Source organism: Desulfuromonas sp., assembly GCF_002868845.1.
In the GTDB taxonomy this organism is placed as follows: Bacteria; Desulfobacterota; Desulfuromonadia; order Desulfuromonadales; family BM501; genus BM501.
The window spans coordinates 61,844-74,656 of sequence record NZ_PKUB01000022.1 but is presented as its reverse complement, the minus strand read 5'-3'; the positions used below and the strand labels follow the sequence as shown (position 1 = coordinate 74,656).

Below are 12,813 nucleotides of genomic sequence, written 5' to 3'. Positions count from 1 at the left end.
GTCACAGACGGGCCGGGTCTTTTTTATTAAGGAAAGGACCTCGGAGAGGCTCAGTGGTCGTGATAAAGCTCGTTGCGTTTCGGGCAGGTGCAGATGCAGTATTTCCCGAAGTTCATCTGATGCTCACAAGACTCCTTGTTCAGGGGCTTGATGTAGACCAGATTGTTCCCCGGGCACTGTTCAGCAGAACAATTCCCCTTCCCCTCGCCACAGGAGCAGGAACAGGCATCTTTGCAACGGGAGACTTTTCCTGGGACGGTATCCATCTCTTGCTTCCCTCGTATTTCTTCGGCCAGCCAATGCTCTACACCAGCGCTGCTCAATAATCTATAGCTGTAGAGCAACACCTGTGCCAAAAACAGACCGACCTGCGCCCCCTCCCCCTTCCTTGCTCTCTTTCAACGGCGAAAACGGTTCGAGATTCAATTTTTCCTTTTGATACCAGAAAGATACCTCCACCCTAAATCCAAAGCCCTGTACCGTGCAGGCGCCAGACCTTGGGCATAACCCTTCCGTGCTTGAACCGCAGAGCAACGTATTACCCCTGCGATTGGGGGAAATCTCCCTACCCACAAGGGGATTTCCCCCATTAATATGATGCTATAAAAAACCCGGCCAAGTGGCCGGGCAGTCATTCCTCAGCGCAACCCGCTTCGAGTTGCATCTTACCGGAATAGCGATATGCTCCTCATGAACCCAACGGGAGGTGGACCGATGCGCTCCTGGACAGTGTCTCTGGCCCTGCTCTTTTTTGGGGCCGCAGCTGCAATAGGCTTTGAAGGCCCCTCGGCCGATATTGGCCGGATCCTTTACGATTCACCGAAACTGGGCAGCAGCGGCAATAGCTGCTCATCCTGCCATCCGGTCAGCCGCGGACTGAAGAATATCGTCCGCCTGAATGACGCATCCCTCAAGACAGCCATTAATGCCTGCCTCCAGAGCGCCCTTTTGGGCCGGCTCATGGATGGGGAATCCACGGAGATGAATTCACTCCTTCTTCACCTGCGCTCACGCCAGGAAAACTAACACCCACATCCGCAGTTGTGGCAGACCTTTCTGTTGCCGTCTTCGGGCATGACCGTCTCGGGCGCAAAGGCGACCCTGTTGACCCCTCTCCGGATATCCTCGAAGATGTTCCGGTTGGGACTGGTGCCGATGATGTGGCCGAGGCAGAGGTTGCCGATCCCATCCCGCGGTGAACGCAGCCGCACCGTATTGAGAAGATCTCCGTAGCCCCTTATGTCAAGCACCGTCCCCGGCTCACGCAAAACGCGCACCACGACCCGGAGCGGAGCCAGCTCGGTCTGCAAATCCCCAAGAAAAGCGTCCAGTGCATCCTCGTCCAGGTCCTGGCGCCAATCGCTGCGAGGAAAACTACGGCCATAAAAAGCCAGAGTGATTTCTTTAGTCTGCATGATTCATCCCGGAGATGGGTGTTGCTTTTGTTCAGAGTGAATGGATCCAGGAGGTGTCGCCGCTGCCCTGCCGGAGCACATCGGGCCGATCGCCGAGCAGACTGATGACCGATGAGGGATCGCCGAGAAGGATTCCCCCGTCGACCACCAGGTCAAGAACCTTCCCCATGGCGTCTTCGATCTGGGCGGGGTCGTGGTAGGGTTCGTCCCCGGCAATGTTGGCGCTGGTCGTGACGAGAGGATGCCCGAGTTCCCGGACGATTGACAGGACGATGGGATTGTCGGGAATCCGTACCCCCACCGTCTTCTGCCGGGTCGTCAGCAGATCGGGAACGGTCCGAGTCGCATCGAGAACGAAGGTGTAGGGCCCGGGGAGTCGCCGCCGCATGGTTTTAAATGCGAAATTGCTCACCTGGGCATAGTTGGCGGCATCGGAGAGATCGGCGCAAATAAAGGAAAAGGGTTTGCGGGGATCGCGCTGCTTGATCTGGTAAATCTTCTTGACCCCCTTCCTGTTAAATATGTCGCAACCGATCCCATAGGTGGTGTCGGTAGGATAGGCGATGACCCCTCCCTGCCGAAGGCATTCCACCACCTTTTGAATATGCCTACGTTGCGGGTTTTCAGGATTGATGGACAAAAGCATGGTGAGCACCTATTCAGAGATGGCCCCAACGCACATTTTCAGAGCAGGTACTTGAGCTCGTCGATGTCCTGCAGGGCGGAATAGATTCTTTTCATCTGGTCGTAACTGTGCAGTCGGACCAGAACCGAAACGCAGACATAGCTCCCCCGGCTGCTCGGTCGGGACCTGACAGCATCAAGGGGGACGGAAACGACTGAACCGATCGCCTTCCGGACGGTAGCGGAAAAGTCACCCTCGTTCGGGCCAAAGGCCTTGAACTGATGGTCGCAGGGGAACTCGAGCAGGTCTTCGCCCTGGGGATTTTTCTCCACCTTCACCCTCCGCCGGTTATGCCGGTGTGACCGAAACCGCCACCGTTTCGGACGGTTTCATCGAGAGCCTCAACGCTTTGAAGAACGGCCCGGCGCACAGGGGCGATGACCATCTGAGCGATACGGTCCCCTGGTGCGATGGACACTTCCTGCTGACCGTGATTAATAACGATAACTCCGATCTCGCCACGATAGTCAGCGTCCACCGTCCCCGGGGAATTAACGAGGCTCAGGCCTTCCCGGAGCGCCAGCCCGGAGCGGGGCCGAACCTGCCCCTCATAACCGACAGGAATGGCCATGGCAATGCCGGTGGGAACGAGCCCACGCTCGCCAGGAGCGAAAGTCAAAGGGACTTCAAGGGCTGCATGAAGATCCATGCCGGCAGCCAGGTCGGTCATGTAGCGGGGAAGAACGGCCTGCCTGCGAAGGGTTTTCACGCGGATGGTGATCGGTTCCATACTCGACAACTCCCCTTGGGGCCCCGAGAAGGGTTTTAGCGACCTTGCCAGCCTAGCTGAGGTTCAGGGAGTCGGAGGGAAATTCCGACTCCCGTACCCGCCCCAGGAGTTGAAGGTTGAGGTACTCGTCCTGAAGCATGTAATCGGCGAGGTCCCGCAGATCTTCACGGGTGACCCGATCGAAGCCTCGGAGCACCTCCCGAAGGCTGAGATACTTCCCGAGGTAAATCTCGTTCTTGGCAAGTCGTGTCATCCGGCTGTCGGTACTCTCCATGGACAGCATCAGGTTACCCTTCAACTGTTCCTTGGCGGACCGCAGTTCCTCATCGGAGACCGTCTCCCGCTTCAACCGACGAAGCTCCCTCAAAACCAGATTGACGACCTCAGAAGCGTCCTCCGGTGCGGTACCGGCGTAGATGACCAGCCCTCCCGCGTCGGTGTGGCCGTGAAGGTAGCTGTAAATGGAATAGGCAAGACCCCGTTCTTCGCGAACGGTCTGAAAGAGGCGGGAGCTCATGCTCCCGCCCAGCAGAGTATTGAGTATGTGGGCGGCAAAGCGCTTGGGATGGTTCTGCGGCAGAGCCCGCGTTCCGAGGCAGAGGTGGACCTGCTCGAGGTCCTTTTCGACCACACCGACGCACCTTCGGTAGTTGTGGAGGGGGCAAAGAGGCCGCTCGGACCCGGCAGGCACCCGGGAGAAAGCCGCCGCGACCTCGTCCACGATGTCTTGGTGCACGAGGTCGCCAGCGGCGCTGATGAGGATACTCTTGCCGCAGTACCGCTCCGACATATAGCCGAGAAGGCCCTCCCGGCTGATGCGGCCGACCGTGTCGGCCGTTCCGAGAACGGAAAGGCCGAGGGGGTGTCCCTCCCAGAAGGACTGGCTGAAGAGATCGTGGACCAGGTCTTCGGGCGTGTCCTCCACCATGTGGATTTCCTGGAGGATGACCCGCCGCTCCTTCTCGATCTCATCGGGGTCGAAAACCGACGCCAGGACAATATCAGAGAGGAGATCGATGGCCAGGGGCAGCTTCTTTGCCAGGACCTTGGCAAAGTAGCAGCTGAACTCCCGGCCGGTGAATGCATTGAGCACCCCCCCCACGGAGTCGATCTCCCGGGCGATATCCTGGGCACTTCGCCGATCGGTCCCCTTGAAGAGCATGTGCTCGACAAAGTGACTGATGCCGTTCTCGGAGAGCTTCTCATGCCGAGAGCCCGACTCAACCCAGAAGCCGATGGCCACCGAATGGGCAGCAGATATTTGCTCGGTGACGACACGGATGCCGTTTTCGAGGGTTGAACTCTGGACCATTGCCTTGCCCCGTACCTATCCCTCTTCGGGCAATTTCTGGCCCAGGGCCTCTTTGCGCGAGAGCTTGATCTTGCCGCTGCGGTCGATGCCGATGCACTTGACAAGAACCTGGTCACCTTCATTGAGAATGTCGGTGACGTTGCGAACCCGCTCTTTGTCCAGTTCAGAGACATGCACAAGGCCGTCGGTGCCAGGGAAGATCTCGACGAAAGCCCCGAACTCCATAATCTTTCTGACGGTGCCCATGTAGAGCTTGCCGACAGCGGCTTCCTGGGTGAGATCGCGGATCATCTGAATGGCCTTCTTGCAGGCGTCGCCGTCGGCGGAGGCAATATTGATGCGGCCGTCGTCCTCGATGTCGATGGAGCAACCGGTGGCATCAATGATTCCGCGAATATTCTTTCCGCCGGAACCGATCACGGTGCGGACCTGGTCGGTCTTGACGTAGATGGTTGTAATGCGGGGCGCGTAGGGGGAGAGGTCGCCCTTCGGCTTCTCGATCGCTTCGGCCATTTTTCCGAGGATATGGGTCCTGCCTTCTTTCGCCTGCTCGAGGGCCTGCTTCATGACAGCCTTGTCGACGCCGGTGATCTTGATGTCCATCTGCAGGGCGGCGATGCCGTCGGCGGTGCCGGTGACCTTGAAGTCCATGTCCCCGAGATGGTCCTCGTCGCCGAGGATGTCGGAGAGTACCGCGACATCGTCGCCTTCCTTGATCAGACCCATGGCAATGCCTGCAACGGCGTCCTTAACAGGAATGCCTGCGTCCATGAGGGCCAGGGAACCGCCGCAGACGCTCGCCATGGAGGAGGAACCGTTCGACTCAAGGGTATCGGAGACGACGCGGATGGTATAGGGAAAGTCGTCGTAGGCGGGGAGAACCTGAGCGATGGAGCGCTCAGCGAGCATGCCGTGGCCGATCTCCCGACGGCCGGGGAAGAGACGCATGCTTGTCTCGCCGACGCAGAAGGGAGGGAAGTTGTAATGAAGCATGAACTTCTTGAAAGTCATGTCCTGGATGTTGTCCATGCGCTGCTCGTCGCGAGTGGTGCCGAGAGTCGCGGCCACCAGGGCCTGAGTCTCGCCGCGGGTGAAGAGGGCGCTGCCGTGAGCGCGGGGGAGGACGCCGATCTCGCAGTTGATGGGGCGGATCGTCTTGCTGTCGCGGCCGTCGATGCGGATCTTCTCCTTGGTGACCATCTGGCGAACCAGACGCTTGGAGATCGAACCGAGAACCGAGGAGATGTCCTCGGAGCAGCCTTCGAATTCCTCGGCCAGGGTTGCCTTGACGTCGGCCTTGACGGCGTCAACGGCGGCGTAGCGCTCCTGCTTGCCGCGAATCCGGGCGGCCTCGGCGAGCCTGGCTTCGGCAAGCTCTGTGACCCGGGCGATGAGCGCCTCGTCAATCTCGGGGACGCTGAATTCGCGCTTGGCCTTGCCGACGAGCTTGGCCAGCTCGGTCTGCATGTCGATGAGGGGCTGCATCGCCTCGTGGCCGAAAAAGATCGCCTCAAGCATCTCGTCTTCGGAGACGAGGTTGGCCTCTCCTTCAACCATCATAACGGCGTCCTTGGAGCCGGAAACGACGATCTCCAGGTCGCTTTGCTCCATCTGCTCGATGGTAGGGTTGGCGATGAGCTTACCGTCGACGCGGCCGACGCGCACTGCGGCGATGGGCCCCGCGAAGGGAATGTCGGAGACGACCACGGCGGTCGAGGCGGCGACCATCGCCAGGGTGTCAGGGTCGTTGACGCAATCGGCGGAAATGACCGTCGGCATGATCTGGGTCTCGAACATGTACCCCTTGGGGAAGAGAGGGCGCATGGGACGGTCGATAAGGCGGCAAATAAGGGTTTCGCGTTCATTCGTGCCGCGCTCCCGGCGGAAAAAAGAGCCGGGAATCTTGCCGGTGGCGAAGAACTTCTCTTGGTAGTTGACGGTCAGGGGGAAAAAACCCTGCCCTTCCCTCATCGTCTTTGCGGAAACGGCGGTACAGAGCACCTTGGTCTCGCCGAAGGTGATGACAACGGCGCCGTCGGCCTGCCGTGCCATTTTCCCCGTCTCCAGGGCCAAAGGTTGACCGTTGAATTCAATTTCGACCTTGTGATAAGCCGTAAACATAGACTTTCTCCTTTGCATCGTCCGGACCTCTCGGCACTCGGACTTTTGGCAGTTATGCCAATAGTTACTAAGACACAATTGACAAAGGAGGTTGGCCTGAGACAGACCCTGCGTCAATTCGCCCTTGGGCGATGCAGACCCTCTCTCCGGACAGCCTCCTGTGCCATGATGGAAAAACTAAGGCAGCAGGCCCCCATCGTCCCGGGGAGCGTGCTGCCCTGTTCTACCTGCGGATGCCGAGTGCTTTGATGATCGTCCTGTAACGCTCGACGTCTTTCCTTTTTAGGTAATCGAGGAGGCGCCGGCGCTGGCCGACGATCTTCAACAGTCCCCGCCGGGAATGATGATCCTTTTTGTGAGTGCGAAAGTGTTCGGTCAGATAGGTAATGCGCTCTGAAAGAAGCGCGATCTGAACCTCGGGAGACCCAGTATCACCATCATGGGTCTTGAACTTGTCAATGAGTTCCTGCTTACGTTCCGTGACCAGCACGGTGACCTCCTTGTGGCTAATAGTTTACCATGGCCTACTGCGGCCGGCTCCAGTTTGAAAAGCTTTTTCTTTTAACACACCCCGCCCCGACTGTAAAGAAGAATTCACGAGACCGGCGGAAGATTAAGGACCTTGATCAGTTCGAAATCGCCTCGCTTCTCACGCTTCCGACAGGGCGCAAAGTGGGCGATGGCCATCAGGACTCCTCCCTGAAGGAGGCGGACCATGTTCCCCTCTTCCCCCGGGAAAGGTCCCACCGCCTCTTCCAGAGAAGGGGGGATGCCATGGCGCAGCCGTTCGGCTGCGGCTCCGTCGACTTCCAGACCAGGGTATTGCCGCAACGCCTCGGAAAGGTCAAGGAGCTTCCCCTCGGCCTCCCCGGGCTCCCAATCTTGAATTTCACCAAGAGGGACGCTGTCCGACTCGCTGAAAGGCCCACTCTGGATTCGCCGCAGAGCGGTCAAATGAGCGCCGCATCCCAGGTCCGCCCCAATGTCATGGACAAGAGTCCGGACATAGGTCCCCTTGCTACAGGTGACCTCGATGGTGACAAAGGGCAAATCGACCTCGACCAGGTCCAATTGGTGTATCTCGACCTGCCGGGCCTTCCTCTCAACCTCCACCCCCTGCCGGGCGAGGCGGTACAAAGGAACGCCATTATGCTTGAGGGCCGAGTACATGGGCGGAACCTGGCTGATGGTTCCAACAAGACGACGGCAAGCCTTCCCGACGGCCTCCTGCGTCACCCCATCAAGGGGACGGCTCTCCACAAGTTCACCGTCGGAGTCCTGGGTGGACGTAACCTCCCCGAGCTTGAACGTAGCCCGGTAGGCCTTGTCCCCCTCAAGAAGGAATTGAAGAATGCGCGTCCCCTCCCCGACGGCGACCGGGAGGACCCCGGTGGCAAGGGGATCGAGAGTCCCGCCGTGCCCGACCTTACGCGTTTTCAGCACCCGCCGCACCTGCCTCACGACGTCGTGAGAACTCAAGCCTCGGGGCTTGTCAATGACCAGCAATCCGTGCATAAACGAAGGCCTCCGGCCTAAGCCGAGACTTTGCAGGAGGGAAGGAGTGCATCAAGGCGCGAGAAGACCGAACCTCTGACGGCCTCAAGGGTGCCCTTCACCTCCGCGCCGGCAGCGTTGTGATGCCCCCCCCCGCCGAGCTCCCTGGCCAAGGCGCCCACATCGACCTTCCCCTTGGAGCGGAAGCCCGCCTTGAACTGCTCCGGACCGAGCTGCCGAAAAAATACGGCCACCTCTACCCCGTTGACGGAGCGGGGATAATTGACGAAACCGTCGGTAAGCTCCGGACCGGCACCGGCCTCCTCCATCATTTCCTGAGTGACGCTGACCGACGCATAAAGGCCGCAGTGCGAGACGGTGAGGGTTCCCAGGGCCAGAGCCAAAAGGCGCAGCCGGGAGGCATCCTGATTCTCGTACAACCCGGAGGCCACAGTCCAGGGATCGACTCCCACCTCGACCATCTCGGCCGCAATGCGGAAAGCTTCGGGGTCAGCATTGGAATATCGAAAGGACCCCGTGTCGGAAAGGATAGCCGTATAGATGCACAATGCAACGTCCCCTGAGATCTTGGCCCCAGCAGACTTCAAAACGCGGTAAATAAGGGCTCCGGTGGCGCTGGCGCCTTCGTCAACGAAGTGAATCTCCCCAAAACGCTCGGAATGGGGATGATGATCGACGTTGACCAGGGTCCGGCACTTCTTGCGGAGGTGGCTGCCCGCCCGTCGCAGTTCACCTGCATCGAGCACAAATCCGACGTCGAAAAAATCATCCTCGCCCAGGTCGCTGACGACCTTTTCGCTTCCTGGCAGAAAGGCATATGCCTCAGGAACCCCGTCCCGGTTGTATGCAACAACATCCTTCCCCATCTCGGTAAGGGCAAGGCAAAGGGCAAGAGTGGAGGCCAGGGCGTCTCCGTCGGGATTTTCATGGGAGGCAACAACAAAGCGCTGCCCGTCCTCAATCGTCTTCAGTATCGCTTTGATCATCGTCTTGCCGGGAATGGATTTCTTTCAGCAGGGTTTCGATTCGACTCCCGTATTCCAGGCTGGAGTCATACAGGAAAAGCAGGTCGGGGATGTGACGCATGTGAAGCCGTCCCCCAAGTTGACGGCGCAGATAGGGCACCGAGCTCTTCAGCCCCTTTTCGGTCTCCTGGCGGGCGGCCTCGTCCCCCATCACGCTGAAATAAATTCGGGCCAGGCGCAGGTCCGAAGTCACTTCAACGGCGGTTATGGTGACAAAACCGACCCGGGGGTCTTTTATCCCCTTGAGAAGCAGAGAAGATACTTCCTTCTGTATAAGCTCGCCTACGCGATGCGAACGAGGATTATCCAAGACGATGTTCTCCAGTGACGTTCAGGCGGGGGGGAGCCGAGCGGGACCCCCCTCAGAAACGAATGAGTTCCAGGTAGCGGTCACAGACATCCCCCGCCCCGATCCGTGCAACCTCCTCTTCGAGGCGCTCGTAAAGGGCGTGAACGCTAGCCTCGTCATGGGAGACGAAAGCGAAACCGAGTTCGGCTCTCTGCCAGAGGTCCTGCATCCCGGTTTCCGCGCAGGAGACCGGGAAGCGTTCCCGGCACCGGCCCAGCAGGCGCTTCACAAGGCTCCGTTTCTCCTTGAGGCTCTGGGGAGTATGGAGAAAAAGCTCCAGACGCAGAACTCCGACCACCATGGGACGTCCTCGACGGGGAAGCAGCAGGACCGATAAAAAGCGAGGCTAAAGGGTCGTCTTCACCTCTTCCATCTCGAAGACTTCGATGATGTCGCCAACCTTGATGTCGTTGTAATTTTCCAGGCCAATGCCGCACTCGTACCCGGCAGCCACCTCCCGGACATCGTCCTTGAAGCGCTTGAGGGAATCCATCTTCCCCTCCCAGACGACGACGTTGTCCCGCACCAGCCGTGCCTGCGCGTTGCGCAGAACCTTCCCATCAAGAACGTAGCACCCGGCGATTGTCCCGATCTTCGACACGGAGAAGGTCTCCCGCACCTCGACCCGTCCGAGGGCGTTTTCTTTCAGGGTCGGGGCAAGCAGCCCTTCCATGGCGTCACGGATGTCGGCGACAGCATCATAGATGATGTTGTACATGCGGATGTCGACACCCTCGACATCAGCCAAGGCCGACGCCTTCGGTTCGGGCCGCACATTAAACCCAAGCACAATGGCGTCGGACGCCGAAGCCAGGGAGATATCGCTCTCCGTGATTCCCCCGACACCGGTGTGGATAACGACAAGACGACATGCGGGGGTAGAGAGCTTGGTCAGAGATTCCTTAACGGCCTCGACGGATCCCTGGACATCGCCCTTGATGATGGCCTTGAGCTCCATAGCCTCCCCTTCCTGGATTTTGGCGTAGAGCTGTTCCAGAGAGATCTTGCTGGTCTTCGCCAGTTCGGCCTCGCGGAGCTTCTGCTGGCGGTGGCCGGCAACTTCCTTGGCGATCTTTTCGTCGTCCACCGCATGGAAGGTGTCTCCAGCATCGGGCACCCCGGACAGGCCCGTGACCTCGACCGGCATGGACGGTCCGGCTTCTTCCACCCGGTTCCCACGATCGTCGGTCATGGTACGCGCCCGGCCGAAATGAACCCCGCTGACAATGGGATCTCCGATTCGCAGGGTCCCCTCCTGGACAAGGATAGTGACAACGGGACCACGTCCCTTATCGAGACGGGCCTCAACGATGGCCCCCTTGGCACGCTTGTTAGGGTTGGCCTTGAGCTCCATGACCTCGGCCTGCAGAAGGATCATCTCAAGCACGCTGTCTATGTTGATGTTCTCCTTGGCGGAAACCTCGCAGAAGATCGTCTCCCCCCCCCAATCCTCCGGGACAAGTTCGAATTCGGTCAACTCCTGCTTGACCCGCTCGGGGTTTGCGCCGGGCTTGTCGATCTTGTTCACTGCGACGATGATGGGCACCCCGGCGGCCTTGGCGTGATTGATCGCCTCCTTGGTCTGCGGCATGACGCCGTCGTCTGCAGCGACCACCAGGATGACGATATCCGTCACCTGTGCGCCACGTGCTCGCATGGAGGTGAAGGCCTCGTGCCCGGGAGTATCGAGGAAACTGATCTTCTTGCCTTCCAGCTCGACGTCGTAGGCCCCGATGTGCTGAGTAATCCCGCCCGCTTCGCCTTCGGTGACATTGGTTGCGCGGATAGCATCGAGCAGGCTGGTCTTGCAGTGGTCGACGTGGCCCATGATGGTCACCACAGGCGGGCGTTCCTGAAGATCCTCCGGCTTCTCCTCCTCGGAGCCCCCTTTTAGGCTGGCATGTTCAAGAATCGTCTCCTCGTCGAAGGCGACGTTCTCTACCTCGTATTTAAACTCGGTGGCGAGCAGAGCTGCGGTATCGAAGTCAAGGGGATGGTTGATAGTGACCATGGTCCCCTGGCGCATAAGTTCCCTGATCAGGTCGTTAGCCTTGACCCCCATGCGCTTGGCCAACTCACCGACGGAAATGGCGTCGCTGATGCGGATGATGCGCTTGATGGCCTTGGAGACTGTAACTTCGGTTTTCTTAGCGGGCTTTGCCCCCCTGCGCATCTTGCGATAGCGGTCGGTGCGGTCGGGCTCGAAAACCTCGCGGCGCCCCTTGCGACGAGCCTGCTCAACATCGCGCGGCGCCTCTGACTTGCCCTTCTTGCCCTTCTTTCTTCCCCGCGTGTCCTTGCCGGGTATTTCCGCAGAGGCGGGCCCCGGTGCAATCATGGGCCCACCCGGACCAGGGCGACCAGTACGGGGCGCAGGGGCTGGCCGGCCGGGGCGTTTACCGGCATCGCGCCGCCCGGGGGCACCGGCCTCCCCGCCAGCGGCGGGACGCCCGCCTCGAGGCGTAGCGACACGGGGCTTGGGCAACTCGACCCGGCCGAGAATCTTGGCCCGCGAGGGGGTCACCTTGTCAACCTTCGGCTTTTCAACCGCTGCGGGCTCGACAGCCTCTTCCTTGGGAAGATCAGCTTCTTCTTCAATTTTCGGCTCTGCAGGAGTTGCGCTCGGTTCAGGGGCGGTCTCGCCCTTGACCTCAGGCTCTTCTACCTTAACCTCATGCCTGGCTTCCGCCTCGCTGGTGGGGGTCTCGACAACCTTCTCGGGGAGAGGAGCGGTCTCAGTCTCGACAGGCACCTTCTCAGGCTCGGCGGCCTGAGGCGCCTCGGCCACCTCTTCGGCCGGAGCTTCGGCTTCCTCGACAGCCTTGGGAATTTCCCGGCGGCGACGGCGAATCAGTCCTGGGCGAACCACCCGCTCTTCGACCTTTTCTTCAGACGCACCTGCAGCAACCGGTTCGACCGAAGTTTCCAACTTCCGGACCTCGTCATCCTCGAGAACACTCATATGGCTCTTGGCCTCGATTCCGGCCTGATGCAGCCGTTCCAGCAGCACCTTGTTGTCAAGGCCCAGTTTTTGTGCCAGTTCATATACCCTTGTCTTTGCCATCAACTCTCCCCTACGATGTACTTATATCGCAACAACTCGCCCTTTAGGGAATCCCCAAGTTGCCCGGGCCGAAGACCGACCACGCTTCGTTCGCCCTTCCCGGTGATTTGGCCCAAGCGACCCTTGTCCGAAAGACTGAAACAGGGCACACCCGCGACCTCAGCCTTGGCCAGAACCTTGTCGGCAATTCCCGAGGAAACATCCCTGGCCAAAAGGACCAGGGCCAACTCCCCTGGAACCCGCAAGGCGCCCAGGACCAAATTGCCTCCCGTTGCGACCTTTCCAGCTTTTCGCGCCATCCCTACCAGATTCAGGATACGCGTCTCAATCTGCAGTTCCAGGCTCTTCACCAGCGCGTCGCCCTGCGGGGACAAAATCTCGCTCTTGAACGCCCTCTGAAATTGCTTTTGTTTCACCGCCGAGGCAACGCAGGACGGATCGATGCAAGTATACGCGCCGCGTCCCGGAAGCTTCCGTCGGTAGTCGACCACGATCTCCCCCTGGGGAGTGAGAACGTATCGCACCAGCAAATCCTGGTCCTGTGCCTTGCGGCAACCCAGGCAGGTCCTCTGCGCCTTGCGCCCCGAAAATGCCAAG

At 59.6% G+C, this 12,813-nt stretch carries 15 protein-coding genes; 2 read left to right on the top strand and 13 right to left on the bottom strand.

The window, feature by feature from the left end; all coding sequences use genetic code 11:
• The first annotated feature begins 59 nt into the window (after positions 1-59).
• Together C0617_RS07125 and C0617_RS07120 are read left to right on the top strand one after the other, a co-directional pair.
• Positions 60-326, top strand: a complete 267-nt coding sequence (locus C0617_RS07125; RefSeq protein WP_291316326.1) for a hypothetical protein — start codon at positions 60-62, stop codon at positions 324-326.
• Between the two features lie 355 nt (positions 327-681).
• Positions 682-1,026 (top strand): cytochrome C, encoded by a 345-nt coding sequence (locus tag C0617_RS07120; protein ID WP_291316325.1) that lies wholly within the window; start codon positions 682-684, stop codon positions 1,024-1,026.
• Here C0617_RS07120 and C0617_RS07115 read toward each other — a convergent pair.
• The 13 genes from C0617_RS07115 to C0617_RS07055 all read right to left on the bottom strand — a co-directional run bounded on the left by C0617_RS07115 (position 1,023) and on the right by C0617_RS07055 (position 12,812).
• Positions 1,023-1,415 carry a hypothetical protein gene (locus C0617_RS07115; protein ID WP_291316324.1) on the bottom strand — a complete coding sequence of 131 codons (393 nt, stop codon included), beginning with the start codon at positions 1,413-1,415 and terminating at the stop codon, positions 1,023-1,025. The two genes, C0617_RS07120 and C0617_RS07115, sit on opposite strands and share 4 nt — an antisense overlap.
• A 31-nt stretch (positions 1,416-1,446) precedes the next feature.
• Complete coding sequence (locus tag C0617_RS07110) at positions 1,447-2,061, bottom strand: L-threonylcarbamoyladenylate synthase (protein ID WP_291316323.1); 615 nt, start codon at positions 2,059-2,061, stop codon at positions 1,447-1,449.
• 38 nt (positions 2,062-2,099) lie between these two features.
• A complete protein-coding gene (locus C0617_RS07105) occupies positions 2,100-2,372 on the bottom strand; it encodes a DUF493 domain-containing protein (protein WP_291316322.1) in 273 nt (90 codons plus the stop codon).
• A gap of 2 nt (positions 2,373-2,374) precedes the next feature.
• Positions 2,375-2,830, bottom strand: coding sequence for a dUTP diphosphatase (gene dut, locus C0617_RS07100; RefSeq protein WP_291316321.1), 456 nt, complete (start codon positions 2,828-2,830; stop codon positions 2,375-2,377).
• A gap of 52 nt (positions 2,831-2,882) precedes the next feature.
• Entirely contained in the window at positions 2,883-4,142 is a 1,260-nt protein-coding gene (locus C0617_RS07095; RefSeq protein ID WP_291316320.1) for a pitrilysin family protein, read from the bottom strand.
• Between the two features lie 15 nt (positions 4,143-4,157).
• Positions 4,158-6,263, bottom strand: a complete 2,106-nt coding sequence (pnp, locus tag C0617_RS07090; RefSeq protein WP_291316319.1) for a polyribonucleotide nucleotidyltransferase — start codon at positions 6,261-6,263, stop codon at positions 4,158-4,160.
• A gap of 223 nt (positions 6,264-6,486) precedes the next feature.
• Positions 6,487-6,753 carry a 30S ribosomal protein S15 gene (gene rpsO / locus C0617_RS07085; protein WP_291316318.1) on the bottom strand — a complete coding sequence of 89 codons (267 nt, stop codon included), beginning with the start codon at positions 6,751-6,753 and terminating at the stop codon, positions 6,487-6,489.
• A 104-nt stretch (positions 6,754-6,857) separates the two neighbouring features.
• Positions 6,858-7,778, bottom strand: coding sequence for a tRNA pseudouridine(55) synthase TruB (gene truB / locus C0617_RS07080; protein WP_291316317.1), 921 nt, complete (start codon positions 7,776-7,778; stop codon positions 6,858-6,860).
• 17 nt (positions 7,779-7,795) lie between these two features.
• Positions 7,796-8,764 carry a bifunctional oligoribonuclease/PAP phosphatase NrnA gene (locus C0617_RS07075; protein WP_291316316.1) on the bottom strand — a complete coding sequence of 323 codons (969 nt, stop codon included), beginning with the start codon at positions 8,762-8,764 and terminating at the stop codon, positions 7,796-7,798.
• Positions 8,736-9,113 carry a 30S ribosome-binding factor RbfA gene (rbfA, locus tag C0617_RS07070; RefSeq protein WP_291316315.1) on the bottom strand — a complete coding sequence of 126 codons (378 nt, stop codon included), beginning with the start codon at positions 9,111-9,113 and terminating at the stop codon, positions 8,736-8,738. Before rbfA ends, C0617_RS07075 begins: the two co-directional genes overlap by 29 nt.
• Before the next feature lie 52 nt (positions 9,114-9,165).
• A complete protein-coding gene (locus C0617_RS07065) occupies positions 9,166-9,453 on the bottom strand; it encodes a DUF503 domain-containing protein (RefSeq protein WP_291316314.1) in 288 nt (95 codons plus the stop codon).
• A gap of 45 nt (positions 9,454-9,498) precedes the next feature.
• Positions 9,499-12,216 (bottom strand): translation initiation factor IF-2, encoded by a 2,718-nt coding sequence (gene infB, locus C0617_RS07060; RefSeq protein WP_291316313.1) that lies wholly within the window; start codon positions 12,214-12,216, stop codon positions 9,499-9,501.
• Positions 12,216-12,812, bottom strand: coding sequence for a DUF448 domain-containing protein (locus tag C0617_RS07055; protein ID WP_291316312.1), 597 nt, complete (start codon positions 12,810-12,812; stop codon positions 12,216-12,218). The genes infB and C0617_RS07055 overlap by 1 nt, the downstream gene beginning before the upstream one ends.
• Position 12,813 lies beyond the last annotated feature (1 nt).